General features: G+C 36.7%; 9 protein-coding genes. 4 read left to right on the top strand and 5 right to left on the bottom strand.

Annotated elements, in window-relative coordinates; translation table 11 throughout:
* Positions 1-196: 196 nt before the first annotated feature.
* From queA to LNQ34_RS06015, 3 genes are all read left to right on the top strand, one after another.
* Complete coding sequence (gene queA, locus LNQ34_RS06025; RefSeq protein ID WP_173965934.1) at positions 197-1,246, top strand: tRNA preQ1(34) S-adenosylmethionine ribosyltransferase-isomerase QueA; 1,050 nt, start codon at positions 197-199, stop codon at positions 1,244-1,246.
* Positions 1,247-1,419: 173 nt separating this feature from the next.
* Positions 1,420-2,697 carry a kynureninase gene (kynU, locus tag LNQ34_RS06020; RefSeq protein ID WP_202702561.1) on the top strand — a complete coding sequence of 426 codons (1,278 nt, stop codon included), beginning with the start codon at positions 1,420-1,422 and terminating at the stop codon, positions 2,695-2,697.
* Between the two features lie 184 nt (positions 2,698-2,881).
* A complete protein-coding gene (locus LNQ34_RS06015) occupies positions 2,882-3,334 on the top strand; it encodes a glycine zipper family protein (protein ID WP_202702560.1) in 453 nt (150 codons plus the stop codon).
* 58 nt (positions 3,335-3,392) lie between these two features.
* Here the strand turns inward: LNQ34_RS06015 and LNQ34_RS06010 are convergent, their stop codons facing one another.
* Complete coding sequence (locus LNQ34_RS06010) at positions 3,393-5,204, bottom strand: hypothetical protein (protein WP_229998956.1); 1,812 nt, start codon at positions 5,202-5,204, stop codon at positions 3,393-3,395.
* 343 nt (positions 5,205-5,547) lie between these two features.
* Between LNQ34_RS06010 and LNQ34_RS06005 the strand changes: the two genes are divergently transcribed.
* Positions 5,548-7,938 carry a penicillin acylase family protein gene (locus tag LNQ34_RS06005; RefSeq protein ID WP_229998955.1) on the top strand — a complete coding sequence of 797 codons (2,391 nt, stop codon included), beginning with the start codon at positions 5,548-5,550 and terminating at the stop codon, positions 7,936-7,938.
* A gap of 1,022 nt (positions 7,939-8,960) precedes the next feature.
* On the opposite strand, the gene LNQ34_RS06000 is transcribed toward LNQ34_RS06005, so the two are convergent.
* The 4 genes from LNQ34_RS06000 to LNQ34_RS05985 all read right to left on the bottom strand — a co-directional run bounded on the left by LNQ34_RS06000 (position 8,961) and on the right by LNQ34_RS05985 (position 13,832).
* Positions 8,961-9,404 (bottom strand): hypothetical protein, encoded by a 444-nt coding sequence (locus LNQ34_RS06000; protein WP_229998954.1) that lies wholly within the window; start codon positions 9,402-9,404, stop codon positions 8,961-8,963.
* Positions 9,405-9,608: 204 nt separating this feature from the next.
* Positions 9,609-11,072: a serine hydrolase gene (locus LNQ34_RS05995; RefSeq protein ID WP_229998953.1), complete on the bottom strand. Its 1,464-nt coding sequence runs from the start codon at positions 11,070-11,072 to the stop codon at positions 9,609-9,611.
* A 355-nt stretch (positions 11,073-11,427) separates the two neighbouring features.
* Positions 11,428-12,957: a serine hydrolase domain-containing protein gene (locus LNQ34_RS05990; RefSeq protein ID WP_229998952.1), complete on the bottom strand. Its 1,530-nt coding sequence runs from the start codon at positions 12,955-12,957 to the stop codon at positions 11,428-11,430.
* 80 nt (positions 12,958-13,037) lie between these two features.
* On the bottom strand, positions 13,038-13,832 hold the full coding sequence (locus LNQ34_RS05985) for a helix-turn-helix domain-containing protein (RefSeq protein ID WP_229998951.1): 795 nt from the start codon (positions 13,830-13,832) through the stop codon (positions 13,038-13,040).
* Between the last annotated feature and the right edge of the window lie 3 nt (positions 13,833-13,835).

Here is a 13,835-nt window from a genome sequence, read left to right as displayed (position 1 = left end):
TTTGGTTTCCTCTAAAGTTAAAAAAAAGCTAAAACTTTCATTTTTAAGGAACTCTAAGGGGCAGTAAACCAAAGGCTTTTGAAAATAAACAGCAAAACACTTGACAACGCCTATCTCACAATCGTATATTTGCACACGATTTACAATTTTAGATAAAAAAATCTAAAATCTACACTCTAAAATCAGCAATGTCAATATGAAATTATCACATTTTCAATTCAACTTACCAAAAGAACTTTTAGCGGAATTTCCAGCAGAGAATAGAGACGAGTCTCGTTTAATGGTAATTGATCGTCAAAAACAAACTATAGAGCACAAAATGTTCAAAGATGTTATCAATTATTTTGATGACGGAGACGTTTTGATCCTTAACAATACTAAAGTTTTTCCGGCACGTTTGTACGGAAACAAAGAAAAAACAGGAGCAAGAATTGAAGTTTTTTTATTAAGAGAATTAAACTCAGAGCAGCGTCTATGGGACGTTTTGGTTGATCCGGCCCGTAAAATCAGAATTGGTAACAAACTTTATTTTGGCGACGACGATTCGTTAGTGGCTGAGGTAATCGACAACACCACTTCACGTGGTAGAACTTTACGTTTCTTATACGATGGATCTTACGAAGAATTCAGAAATAAATTGACAGAACTTGGAGAAACTCCGATTCCTAAATACATCAACAGAGAAGTAACGGCTGAAGATGCTGAAAGATACCAGACCATTTATGCAAAAGAAGAAGGAGCTGTAGCGGCACCAACGGCAGGTTTACACTTCTCGAAACACCTTTTGAAGAAATTAGAAATTAAAGGAGTAAATTTTGCAGAAGTAACACTTCACGTAGGTTTAGGAACTTTTAACCCGGTTGAGGTTGAAGATTTGTCCAAACACAAAATGGATTCTGAAGAATTGATCATCAGACAAGAAGCTTGTGATATCGTAAATGCTGCAAAAGCAGGTAGAAAACGTATCTGTGCTGTTGGAACAACTTCAATGCGTGCCATCGAAAGTTCAGTTTCCTCTCAAAATACTTTAAACCCTTATGAAGGCTGGACCAATAAATTTATTTTCCCTCCTCACGATTTTAGTATTGCCAACTGTATGATTACAAACTTCCACACACCAAAATCAACATTATTAATGATGATTTCTGCTTTCTGTGGACATGATTTAATGAAAAGAGCTTACGAAGAAGCGATCAAAGAAGAATACAAATTCTATTCTTACGGAGATGCGATGTTAATTCTTTAATTAGAATTTATCTTATAGACAGACCCGACAGGTTTTTAAACTTGTCGGGTTTTCTATTTTATAATGGTTTCAAGTTTCAGGTTTCAGGTTTTAGGTTCTGTTGGTAACTTGAAACCTGAAACTTGAAACAAAATAAACAATTTTTGTTATTTTTACGATTCAAAACAAACGCAATGACTTTTCAAAATACACGCGAATTCGCGAAACAACTCGATTCAGAGGACATCTTAAATCACTATCAGGACCAATTTATATTTCCAAAAGTTAATGATAAAAAAGTGATTTATTTCACCGGAAATTCTTTAGGATTACAGCCAAAACGTACCAAAGCTTATATTGATGAAGTAATGAACGATTGGGCAGATCTTGCCGTAGAAGGTCACTTTTATGCCGAAAAACCATGGTGGGATTATCAGGGAAGATTCGCCGAACCCCTGAGTAAAATAGTCGGAGCTTTACCTTCTGAAGTAACGGTAATGAATACTTTGACTGTAAATCTTCATTTGTTAATGGTTTCTTTTTATCAGCCAACAGCAACCCGTTACAAAATCATCTGTGAGGAAAAAGCATTTCCTTCAGATCAATATATGTTTCAGAGTCAGGTACATTTTCATGGTTATAAAACAGAAGATGCGATTGTAGAAATTAAACGCCGTGAAGGAGAACATAATATTCGTCTTGAAGATATTCTGGCCAAAATCGAAGAAGTCGGAGAGGAATTGGCTTTAGTGTTAATAGGAGGAGTAAATTATTATACCGGGCAGGTTTTCGATATGAAAACAATTACTGCAGCAGGTCAAAAAGCAGGAGCAAAAGTGGGCTGGGATCTAGCACATGCAGCCGGAAACATTAAACTGGAACTTCACGATTGGAATGTAGATTTTGCTGCCTGGTGCAGTTATAAATATATGAACTCAGGACCGGGGAATGCTTCAGGCTGTTTTGTACATGAAAAACATCACAACAATCCGGACTTACCAAGATTTGCCGGATGGTGGGGGCATAACAAGGAACGTCGTTTTAAAATGGAGCCTAATTTTGATCCGGTTCATGGAGCAGACGGTTGGCAAATTAGTAATCTACCAATACTTACCTTAGCACCTTATTTGGCTTCCGTTGAAATGTTTGCTGAGGTTGGGATGGATACCCTGATCGTAAAAAGAGATAAAATTACCGCTTATTTAGAGTTTATCCTACAGGAAATTGATAAAGAGGTAAAAGGCAATTTTGAGATTATAACACCTTCAAATCTTAGTGAAAGAGCTTCTCAGCTTTCTGTTTTTCTACATGGAGAAGGAAGGAGCTTATTTGATTACCTGATGAAAAATGGAGTAATAACAGATTGGCGTGAACCCAATGTAATCCGTCTGGCACCCGTTCCATTGTATTGTTCGTATGAAGACATGTATGATTTTGGTCAGATTCTTAAAAAAGGAATTTTAGGAGCATAAGTCAAAGTATAATCCCATGCAGATTCAAATAGATTGAAGTAGTTTTTTAAAATCATTATAATCTTTATAAGCTGTGGCGGAACAGAACCTTCAAATTCTATAAGTTTTCTGCAAAATCCTGTAAGCTTTCAGAAAAAAGTTCTTCTTTACTTTGTAGTGTAATAATTTTTTAAACTACAATCTCATGAAAGCTTTATATATTTTTATAGCTGCGGTTTTTCTTGTTTCTTGCCAGAATCAAGGAAAAGAGGATATCAATAAAGCAAAACAAGCTAGTATTGATTCGATGAAAGTTGAAATTAGTAAACAAAGAGTTATTGATTCAATGAGAACGGAAATGGCAAAAATCAGAGAAGAGCAAAAGGTAGAGGCACAACAAAAGTTAGAAACACAAAAAGTGGTAGTGGTCAATCACAAAGCTGACGGAACCTCGACCGCAACACAAACCACTCCCAAAAAGAAAGGCTGGAGTTCAGCAGCCAAAGGAGCTGTAATAGGTGCCGGAGTAGGAGCAGTGACAGGAGCCATTGTTAGCAAGAGAAAAGGGGAAGGTGCAATAATAGGCGGTTTAGCCGGAGCAGGTGTTGGAGCCGGAACCGGAGCTATTATCGATGGCAGCAAAAAGAAAAAAGAGTAAACTGGAAAAACAGTTTTAAAATAAAACCGCCGATTTAAATTTTAAATCGGCGGTTTCTTTATACCAACTCACAAGTTGGAACTTGAATTGTAGCCAGTTCCAGTTTGTAAAAATCGAATTGGTATTTGATTTTTTCGGGATCTTCCTGAAAATAGAAAGAAGACGAAAACAAATTTTCGTAATAGGCAATTCCTTCTAAGAGATTAGCTTTAAAAACAGTCCATTTCTTTAATTGGGCATTGGTGATTTCTCCCGAAATATTATTTATTTCATTCCTAAAATAGTCGATATACATTTTTAATTCCTTTACAAACAGATTAGGCCTGTTATTAGCCCTCAGGATGGAATTATTCCCATAAATATGTGCCAGCATATCAGACAAAGAAACTTCTTGGTCAAAATAGGCCATATTAGGCCCCGGACAGATAACAACTCCCTGTGCCTGACCTTTTATCTGGATATCATTTTCTAAATAGGACGCATTGGCCAATCCGACACATAAACAGGCTTTTTCGGTGATCGAAAACTGTTCTCTCTCATAAGCTTCCTTCGAAAGACTATTTTTTTTAGCAGCCAATTCTTCCAGTTTAATGTCCTGGAATTTTTTCGACGCTGTACAAATTCCATGTGGATCATATTCCTTACTCAAGGCCAGGAATTTTTTCGGGCAGGAACTTCCTGCTTTATTTTGCTCGATTCTTTTTTGCTTTAAAGCCTCATTTGTAGTGCCTTTTAAAGTATTAAACGGAACTCCTAATGGAGAAATGTGGCTCAGATACAAGTCTTTTTCTTTGGCATCCATTAATAATTTGCGAGTCGCCGGGTCTACAGAAGTCGCTTCGGGAACCAGTAAAAAAGGAGATCCCCATCCTACAGAGTCTACTTCGTAATTTTGCAATAAAAAATCGTGTTCTTCGGCAGTACCTACGCCTCCCTGAACCGTAATTTTCAAAGGCAATGGTACTTCAGGGACATGAACTTGTTTTTGCTGTAATACTTTTGTCATCAATTCATGTGCAGACTGAATGAGCTGATTCTTTTTCTGTTTGAATTCTTCTAAAATCGGACCTAGTAAAAGGCCTTCAGTGGCAAAAGCATGTCCGCCGCAGTTTAGTCCTGATTCTATGCGGTATTCAGAAACCCACAGGCCTTTTTTGGCTAGAAAATTTCCCTGTATCATAGCCGATCTGAAATCGCTGACTTTTAGAATAATTCTCTTTTTAAGTTCGTTTTTACTATTGGGAAAGAAATCCGTAAAATTTTCGAAATAGCTGTACAATCTTGGATTCATTCCGGCAGAAAGTACCACTGAAGATTCAAGATCACTATTAGCGAAACCTCGCAAAGCGGCATGAGCATCATTAAATTCAATGGGAAGCTGTTCGTTTTTTTCAAAATTATCTTTGTCGATTTTGGTCATAATGTTCACGTCAATACAACCGGGTGAAAGATGAGATTCGATATAGTTTTGAATGTTTTCCTTAAAAGAAATCCCGTCCTCCAATAAATTCTGAAACCCCTTTTTGATGTCGGAAGTATTCGGTAACATTGTAATATAATTTTCTACCGCAGTCTTGCTTTCGATTAATTCCGTTTTAAAATTTTCAAATTTCTCTTTCACAATTTTATCGACCAAATTGAGATACGAGGTAATGCGCTGTGCCCTGTAGTCCTGAAATTTTTGACTTATCTCCTCGTAGGGAAAATTAAATTTAGTACTGTAAAAATTACGCATCTTCTCAATTAGATCATCATCAGCGATAGAAACTACAGATGAAATACCAAATTGTGCCACTCGAATTGGACTGTCGATTGTATATGCGAGACCCATTACAGGGATATGGAAAGTGTGTATCGATGGTTTTGCCATTTGTTTTTAAATTAAAATAAAAGCAAAGGTTGGGAAAATAAAATTCAAAAAACCTGATAAATGTCAGGTTTGCAGTTTGTTATTCTTCAACTGCATTCGGAATGTTATTTTAAAGTAGAAAGTTAATTCATTAATTTTTAAAAGATTTTACTGCGATCAAAAAGACGCCTATTATAAAAGGAGCAAAAAAAATCTGTAAAATCTGCGTGAAAAAAAATACCACTCCCAAACATAGTTGATTTTAAATACATAAATTTAGACTTTTAAAAGCGATGTTTCTTACAGTATTTTAAATTTAAGGGACATTATTACAAAAACATTGATCCTTATACGTTTCATAAATATGAGAAAAATTAAAAAAATTCTGTTGGTTTTATTGGTATTGATTGTTATTCTTGGGATTGGTCTTTGTGCCTACATTTTTCATCTGAAGCCTAAATACGAAGGTGAAGTACAACTCAAAAACCTCCAGAAAGAAACCACGGTGTATTTTGATGATTTTGGAGTGCCTCATATTTATGCCGATTCTGAAAAAGACGCGATGACAGCACTTGGTTATGTTCATGCGCAGGAACGATTATGGCAAATGGAATTACTTCGAAGAATTGCACCCGGACGATTATCAGAAATCTTTGGATCGGTTGCACTAAAAAATGATAAATTTTTCTCCGGAATCGGTATAGAAGAAGCTTCAGCAAAAGCCATAGCAAAATTAGATCCGAACAGCCAGAGTTATAAAATGACCATGGCTTATCTGGACGGGATAAATCAGTACATGGAAGAGGGAGTAACGCCGATTGAGTTTACCCTGGTAGGAGTGAAAAAAGAAAAATTTACCATAAAAGACGTGTATAATATTTTTGGTTATATGTCTTTTAGTTTTGCAATGGCGCAAAAAACAGATCCTTTGTTAACTTTTATTCGTGATAAATACGGCGTTGCATATTTAAAAGATTTAGGGATCGAGGGAGAGTTTAATACCACCAGGATCAAAAACTCAAAAGAGAATATCGAAGAATATGCCACCATTTCAAAGTCGGTAGTGGCATTGCTGGAGAATTCGCTTATTCCTCCTTTTGTGGGAAGTAACAGCTGGGTCGCCGGTCCTACTAAAACGAAAAGCGGAAAAGTGATTTTTGCAAATGATCCGCACATTAGCTTTTCACAGCCAGGGACCTGGTATGAAGCACATTTGGTAACACCGGATTTCGAATTGTACGGCTGTTATCTGGCCGGAACGCCGTATCCGCTATTGGCGCACAATCGCAATTATGCTTACGGACTGACGATGTTCGAGAATGATGATATCGATTTTTATCAGGAAAAAAATAAAGAGGGTGATTCTAATCAATATCAGACACCAACAGGTTTTGCGGCTTATACGTCGATTAAAAAAACGATAAAAGTAAAAGATACGTCAGATGTTGTTCTAACGGTTAAATCAAGCCGTCACGGGCCTATCATGAATGATGTGCTGGATCGCTTAGGAAAAAAGAATCCTATTGCAATGTCGTGGGTGTATACACAACAGCCCATCCAGATTTTAGATGCCGTTTATGGACTTTCGCATGCTAAAAATAAAGACGATTTCAGAAAAGCAGTTTCGCTTGTAGCGGCACCGGGTTTGAATGTGATGTATGGTGATGCTAAAGGAAATGTGGCATGGTGGGCAACCGGAGCACTTTATAAACATGATAAAGGAGTGAATACCTTTTTTATTTTGGACGGTGCCAGCGGTAAAGACGATATTAAAGAACATTTAGATTTTTCGAAGAATCCTTCTGCCGAGAATCCAAAATGGGGTTATGTGTATTCTGCCAACAACCAGCCTGAGGCTATCGATGGCTTTTTATATCCGGGATATTATTTGCCGGAGGATCGTGCCAAAAGAATTTCAGGTTTAATGGAGGCAAAATCAGATTGGGACAAAGAAGCCATCAGTAAGATGATTTTTGACAATACGTCACTGGTTTCACCAGGAGTGGTGCAACGTTTAATTTCGACTGTAGCCGGAAGTTCGCTTTCAGCAGAAGAAAAAGAAGCGATAAACGCTTTGCAATCATGGAAAGGAACCAATAATACGGAGGATGTTGGACCAACGATTTACAACAAATGGGTTTATCTGTATCTGAAAAATACTTTTGAAGACGAGATGGGAGCCGATAACTTTAGTTTGTATCTTGATACCTCACTGGGGAAACAAATCATTGCAAGACAAATTCAGAATGAAAATTCCGTTTGGTGGGACAACATCAAAACCAAAAATGTAAAAGAAACCAGAAGTGATATCGTTTCAAAATCCTTCCATGAAGCCATAGCGGAACTTCAGGAACAATTTGGAAATCAGGTCGCAGATTGGAACTGGGGTAAAGCGCATACAGTTGAGCATGAACATCCTTTGGGTAAAATAGCTGCTTTACGCAGTTTGTTTAATGTAGGACCATTTGCAGCTCCGGGATCGAATGAAGTAATAAACAATCAGTTTTTCGGATTCAATAAAGAAGGGAAGTATCACGTAAAAGGCGGGCCATCAACCAGAAGAGTAGTGGATTTCTCGGATATCGAAAATAGCTGGAGTATTTTGCCAACGGGACAATCCGGTAATCCGTTTAGTAAACATTATGACGATCAGGCTGAGATGTACAATGCCGGTAAATTCAGAAAGATGAAACTGAACAAAGAAGAGATCATTAAAACATCCACCAAATTAGTTTTGAAACCAAAAGTGAAATAGTGCTTTTGGTTTCAGGTTTCGAGTTTCAGGTTTCAAGTTGCACGTTTCAGGTTTCAAGTTCCACTTGTACCTGCCGGGAAATGTTTTTTTTAGTTTTAGGATTACTGGTTTTACCGCAAAGTGAGCAAAGTCTTTTCGCAAAGATTCGCAAAGTTTCTTTTGCGTTTTTATGATTACATCTTTGTCAAAGTGTAAGCTTTGACAAAGATTAGAATCTTAGAATCTTAGAATCTAAGAACCTCAGTACCTCAGTACCTATTGAAACCAAAAGTGAAATAGTGCTTTTGGTTTCAGGTTTCAAGTTTCAAGTTGCACGTTTCAGGTTTCAAGTTTCATTTGTACCTGCCGGGAAATGGTTTTTTTAGTTTTAGGATTACTGGTTTTACCGCAAAGTGAGCAAAGTCTTTTCGCAAAGATTCGCAAAGTTTCTTTTGCGTTTTTATGATTACATCTTTGTCAAAGTGTAAGCTTTGACAAAGATTTGGAATCTTAGTACCTCAGAACCTCAGTACCTCAGAACCTCAGTACCTCAGAATCTCAGTACCTCAGAATCTCAGTACCTCAGAATCTCAGTACCTATTGAAACCAAAAGTGAAATAGTGCTTTTGGTTTCAGGTTTCAAGTTGCACGTTTCAGGTTTCACTTGTACCTGCCGGGAAATGTTTTTTTTAGTTTTAGGATTACTGGTTTTACCGCAAAGTGAGCAAAGTCTGCAAAGATTCGCAAAGTTTCTTTTGCGTTTTTATGATTACATCTTTGTCAAAGTGTAAGCTTTGACAAAGATTGGAACCTCAGAACCTCAGAACCTCAGAACCTCAGAACCTCAGAACCTCAGAACCTCAGAACCTCAGAACCTCAGAACCTCAGAACCTCAGAACCTCAGAACCTCAGAACCTCAGAACCTCAGAACCTCAGAACCTCAGAACCTCAGAACCTCAGAACCTCAGAACCTCAGAACCTCAGAACCTCAGAATCTCAGAACCTCAGAATCTCAGAACCTCAGTACCTCAGAACCTCAGAACCTACTTATACCTTCCCCGAACAATATCATTTGCAAATATTTCGAGGTTATAACCCAGTGCATCGTTGGTAACCATGACATTGGTTGTTTGATAGACAGTATCTTTCTGATAGGTTTTTAAAAGTGTTTCCAATTCTATTTCATTATAAAAAGCAAACATATTATAAACAGCATCCCGGAAGTTTTTGTAGTTGATACTCTCCGTTATTTCAATCGTTTTTTGATCGTTCCATTTTTCTTTAAGGGCAGCTTCGCTAATAGTTGCCAGACAAAAATCGGTCACATAATTTTTATAATGGGCAGCCTCGACAATTTTATCAATGATAATTTTGTTTTGCTGACTGGGCATCGGGACGGTCTTGGTTGAGGTTTGAGCACTACCGATAAGCGGAATAAACAGGCATAGTACGAGTACTAAAAGAGTTTGTGTCTTTAATTTTTTCATAGGTTAATAAAAACAGTTCACAACAGTTCTTGTTGTAAATCATGTTGATTTGAGGGTTTACTATTGTTTTTTTGGGCAGCGCTAAAATAGTATTTTTAATATTTAATTGTCGAATGTGACTGTTAGAAATTGTAACAAAAAAAACTCCGCTAAAACTGATTTCAAATCAATTTTAGCGGAGTTTTTAAAGAGGTTTGTTAAGAACTATTTCGTTTTGTTTTTCGAAATTTCTTCTAAGACCTTTTTTCCGTTTTCATTGGAAGGATCCAGTTCAACTGATTTGGAATAATTTGCAATCGCAAGCTTTTTATCCCCATCAGCCAAATAGGCCTCTCCTAAACTATCATACGCATTTCCGGATTTTGGAAAAGTCTCGGCATTAATTTTAAAAACTTCAATAGCTTCTTTCTTTTTTCCGCTTTGCAGCAATTGATAGCCGGCTTCGTTCATATCGTTTTCTTTAATAACAAAAGTGGGATCATTCTTTAGTTTTTTATAAGTATCAATTCCGGCTGTGACACCTTTTGTAGAGAAAATATCCAATAAATCAATTGCCAATGATTTTCTGGCAGGTTTATAAGGCTGGTTGTATAAAATAGCACGAATAGCAGTGTTCATTTCACCCAAAACAGTATTACCTGTATTGTTAAGTAACACCACTAGAATTTTATCGGCAGGAACGCGTGAAATGAGCGTGTTAAATCCGTTAATTCCTCCACCGTGCTCCGTAACTTTCAGTTTATCTTTGCTGCCATTATTAGCCTCTGAAATAAACCATCCGTAACTGTAAAAATCACCCCAGGCTTTTACATACGGTTTAAAAAGAGACTCCATAGATTTTTCTGAAAGCAATTTAGTCGTATAAAGTGCCTGATCCCATAAATATAAATCTTCGACAGTAGAATACAAAGATCCCGCGGCATATGGAATACTCATGTCAATGAAAGAAGAATTGACAAAATTTTTGCCTTGTTTTTCATAACCCGCAGCTCTGTTTTTAAGGATCACTTCACTATGATCAAAGCCTGTATTTACCATTTTTAAAGGAGTAAGAATAGTTTCCTGCAGATATTGTTCGTAGGTTTTGCCGGTAACTTTTTCGATAATATACCCCAAGAGGAAATATCCGGAATTACTGTAGTTGAATTTTTCACCCGGTTTAAATTCCAGAGGAAGTTTATTAAATGTTTTTACAAAGTCTTCCGGAGTATAAGGATTGCGGCTTTTATCTCTAAGAAAATTTGGTGTAGCAGTATAATTTGGAATTCCTGAAGAATGTGTTAGTAAATGATGAAGCGTTATTTTGTCGCCGGTTTCTTTAGGGTAATCCGGTAAGTAAGTAGTGATAGGGACGTCTAGTTTTAGTTTTCCGTCATCGACTAATTTTAAGATTAAAAAAGCGGTAAATTGTTTGGTGATCGAGCCTAATCTGAATTTGGTATTAGGCTGATTCGGAATATCCCATTCCATATTGGCTGAGCCAAATCCTTTTTTAAAAATTACCTTTCCATTTTCGGCAATCAGTGCCGAACCATTAAATTGGCCATATTGATGGTAGGTACTTAATAATTGGTCAATTTGTTTTCCTTTGTCCTGTGCGGAAGTAATGTTCAAAGCGAAAAACAGTAGAATAACACTAAGAACAACTAGTTTGATTGGTTTCTGCATATTGATTGATGATTAAGGTTAGTAAATCAGTGATTGATTTTTGATTTGATGATTGAAACTCTTTAATCTGTTCAGGATTATGTCGTTGTCTTTGGTTAGACGACGAATTTTCAATTATGTTTCAGGATCAATACTTTTTTATCTTTTTCTTAACACTCTAGCAGGAGAGCATAGGCCGAGAACTGCCAGGAACTACTATATATACGCCTATGCTCATAACTAACAAATTTCTTTTGAACCAATAATAGGTTTATGCAAATAGAACTTTACTTAACAACAACACAATAAGAATACATAATTTTACCATAGATTTCCGAATAATGATTTTGTAGACATCACTTTTTTGAATTGAGATTTACTTGGTTTCAATCTCAATTATTTGCTTCCCTTTTTTACCCATATAATGGGTAAGGATTTTTTCGTAAACCTTATATCCATCATCAACATTGGTAAAAATAATCAGACCTTGTTTGGCTTTTGGAAGTAACAGAAAAATCGTCTGAACCCCATTGTCAGCACCGCCATGAGACAAAGCAAAATCGTCATTCCCTAAATCATAAATCTCAAAGCCTAAACCAAAATATTTATTCTTTTTGGTTTGAACCTGATGTGCTGTCATGTCTTCATAAACTTTTTTACTCAAACCGTCACTGTTCATCACGCTGCATAGAAATGTCCCGTAATCTTCAAGGGTTGTGAGCAAGTCATCGGCTGCACTTGCCGTTTTATTTTTGGTAGGCTCGTAAGCATTCCCTTTATTGTCATAACCGATGGCATATCTTGAAACATCGGTTATGGCATTCCAGGTAAATTTAGTGTCATTCATTTTTAACGGTTTAAGAATTAATTCATCCGCTAATTGATCCAATGATTTGTGAAACTTTTTTTCCAGAGCTTTTCGCAAATATTCCATGCCTTCTCCTGAGTATTGGTATTTTGTTCCGGGTTTGAATTTGAAATCCAGTTTACCGGATTCGTTCATATACCTCCAATTCGGAAAACCGGTTTGGTGACTTAAGACAATTCTCGTCGTTAATAATTTAGTATTCGCATCATTTGCGATATCCGGATCTGTCCAGTATTTGTAAAGTGGTTCGTCGAGATTCCATTTTCCGGAACTTACTAATTTTAAAGCGACCATTGCAGTAATTGGCTTAGTCAGAGAAGCCACATTCCAAATCGTATTGTAGGGTGCTGCAACTCCTTTTTTAAGTTCACCAAAGACTTTTACTTCTTGTAGTTTTCCCTCATTGATCACACCAATACCCAGTGCTGGAACATTATTCTGAACCAGCCATTTTTTAATGGCTTCATCGTTGTCAAAAATATCCGATTTGGTACCCGCTGTATTGGCCTCCTGATGATCGTAGCTTAGAGATCTTTTAAGTTTCCAATCACCATTTTCTAAAACCCATAGGTGAGTAAATCGCGCAGTACTGCCAAATTTTTCTTTGGCATCTGCAAAAGATTCGTTTTTGCCTATTGATTTTTCGTAGAATTGGTGAATTCCCATTTGTATAGCGCCATACAATACGCCTTTGTTATAGAGCGGGTAAACTTCGGTACTGCCAGGAACCAGGTACCTTCTGGCTTTGTAAGTTTCAACCGATTTGCATAAGCCTTTTTTGAGATTGACTAAAAAAAGTGCCTTATCTGAAGGACCGTCCTTGTCGTGATAAAATTCAAAACCGTCACTGTAAAGATTTTCAAACTGGCTAATGTCGCAGGTATTAAAACCAATATTAAAAAGAAGGCTGTCTCTTGACATAATCGTTTTGTACAATGCTGAGTTTTTTTCTTCCTGAGAAAACCCGGTTTGGAAGTGGAAAAGTAATATTCCAATTAAAAAAACTTTTAACGGGAAAAGAGATGGATTGATTTTCATTTTATATTAATTTTGATTGATTGATGATTTTGCAATAGTACTGCAATCTAAAACCTAAAAATTGTACAAATGCGAAAATCTTATCTTTTTTTAGAAAGAAAGTACAAACTGGAGTTGAATGTTTTTGGAGTTGTTTTCATGACTCCTTTAAATTGTTTTATAAAATGCGACTGGTCAAAATACTTATTGTAAAGAGCAATCTCTGTCAGACTGAGTTTCTCAGGATTCGAATGCACCATCTGATCTACGGATTTTCTGAACTTCAGAATTTGAATGTATTTTTTAATCGTAAGCCCTGTTGCCGTTTTAAACTTCATTTGCAACAACCGTTGAGAGACTCTTAAAATCCCGCTAATTTCAGAAACTGAGATTTCTTCGTCATGATGTCTGATAATTTCGCAGATTCTTTCGATGGTATTTTTCTCTGAATGTAAAGCAGACAATTCTTCAAAATAAACATTTATAGCCTGCAATAAATTTTCAGCAACAGCATCAGTTTGTATTTTAAAGGGAAGCTCTTCGGGAGTAATCCTGATAATCGAATCGCTAAAATGGCTCAAATCATATTGCGGATACATCGAAAGCGTCCAGGGCTGCAATTGAATGATGGTTACTTTGGTTTTAGGTCTTATGTTGACCAAAACCTTGTTCGTCATTTGCGAACAAAAGTAAAAGCCTTCGTTCATTTCATATTTTCGCTTACTGGTGTGAACTTCTATGTGGGTTCCGCTAACAATAGCAAGATTAAAACAGCCGTTGGGTAAGACAAGCTTATTTTCAACTGTTGTTTCACCATTGCCATTATCCAGACACCAGATTTTGGTAACAAACCGCTCGCTTTTTTCGCTTACATAATGTTCTGAATAGAGGTTCATTTT

Source organism: Flavobacterium lipolyticum, assembly GCF_020905335.1.
GTDB classification, from domain to species: domain Bacteria; phylum Bacteroidota; class Bacteroidia; order Flavobacteriales; family Flavobacteriaceae; genus Flavobacterium; species Flavobacterium lipolyticum.
Note: the sequence above shows the minus strand (reverse complement) of the source record. Positions and strands in the feature narration are given on the sequence as shown.